Source organism: Microtetraspora sp. AC03309 (genome assembly GCF_020826795.1).
Taxonomy (GTDB): Bacteria; Actinomycetota; Actinomycetes; order Streptosporangiales; family Streptosporangiaceae; genus Microtetraspora; species Microtetraspora glauca.
This window is the reverse complement of record NZ_JADDIL010000234.1, coordinates 1-981: the sequence shown is the minus strand read 5'-3', so window position 1 is coordinate 981 and position 981 is coordinate 1. Positions and strand designations below refer to the sequence as shown.

Sequence of the window (981 nt, the reverse complement as noted above, 5' to 3'; positions counted from 1 at the left end):
GCAGTGTCGCGGTCACCGGGTCCACCGATACGGCCGCTCCGGTGGTGAAGGTCGACGGACCGTTCAGTGTGGCCGAGACCCAGGTGCACACGCTGAAGGCCGGTGACGGGGCGGTCGTGGCGCCCTCGGCGAACGTTTCGGTCTGCTACATGGGCGTCAACGGGCGCGACGGTTCGGTGTTCGACAGCAGCTACGAACGTGGCGAACCGGTCGACTTCCCTCTCAACGGCGTGGTGCCCGGCTTCCAGAAGGCGATCTCCGGCCAGAAGGTCGGGTCCACCGTGGCCGTGGCGATGACCTCTGCGGACGGCTACCCCCAGGGCCAGCCTGCAGCAGGCATCCAGCCTGGTGACTCGCTGATCTTCGCGATCAAGATCCTCGACGCCAAGGGCTGAGTCACACCGCCCATCCGTGGCCCGGGCCGGCTTGCGACAATGCCCACATGGTCGAGCGCAGTATCTGGATGCAGAAGGTCGCGGCCGATCCGGGGCATTCGGATTGGTATATCGAGCGGTTTCGTGCCATGCAGCGCGCCGGGCAGGACCTGGCCGGCGAAGCTCGTCTGATCGATGCGATGGCGACGCGCAATGCCCGCATCCTCGACGCCGGATGTGGTCCCGGCCGGGTGGGTGGTTACCTCGCCGAAGCCGGGCACCAGGTGGTCGGCGTCGACGTCGACCCGGTGCTGATCGCGGCGGCCGAGACCGACCATCCGGGCCCGCGCTGGCTCGTCGGCGACCTCGCTGAACTCGATCTGCCGGCGCGCGGCATCGCCGATCCGTTCGACATCATCGTCTCGGCAGGCAACGTGATGACGTTTCTCGCACCGAGCACGCGGGTCCAGGTGCTGGCACGGCTGCGCGCGCATCTCGCCGACGACGGGCGCGCGGTGATCGGGTTCGGAGCCGGCCGCGAGTATGAGTTCAGCCAGTTCTTCGATGACGCCACAGCGGCGGGGCTCACCCCCGACCTGTTGCTGTC

2 protein-coding genes are annotated in these 981 nt (G+C 68.2%); both read left to right on the top strand.

The window, feature by feature from the left end; translation table 11 throughout:
• A partial coding sequence (locus tag IMZ11_RS42510; RefSeq protein WP_228649240.1) for an FKBP-type peptidyl-prolyl cis-trans isomerase occupies positions 1 to 395 on the top strand: 395 nt, incomplete at its 5' end.
• A 47-nt stretch (positions 396 to 442) separates the two neighbouring features.
• A partial coding sequence (locus IMZ11_RS42505; protein ID WP_228649237.1) for a bifunctional 2-polyprenyl-6-hydroxyphenol methylase/3-demethylubiquinol 3-O-methyltransferase UbiG occupies positions 443 to 981 on the top strand: 539 nt, incomplete at its 3' end.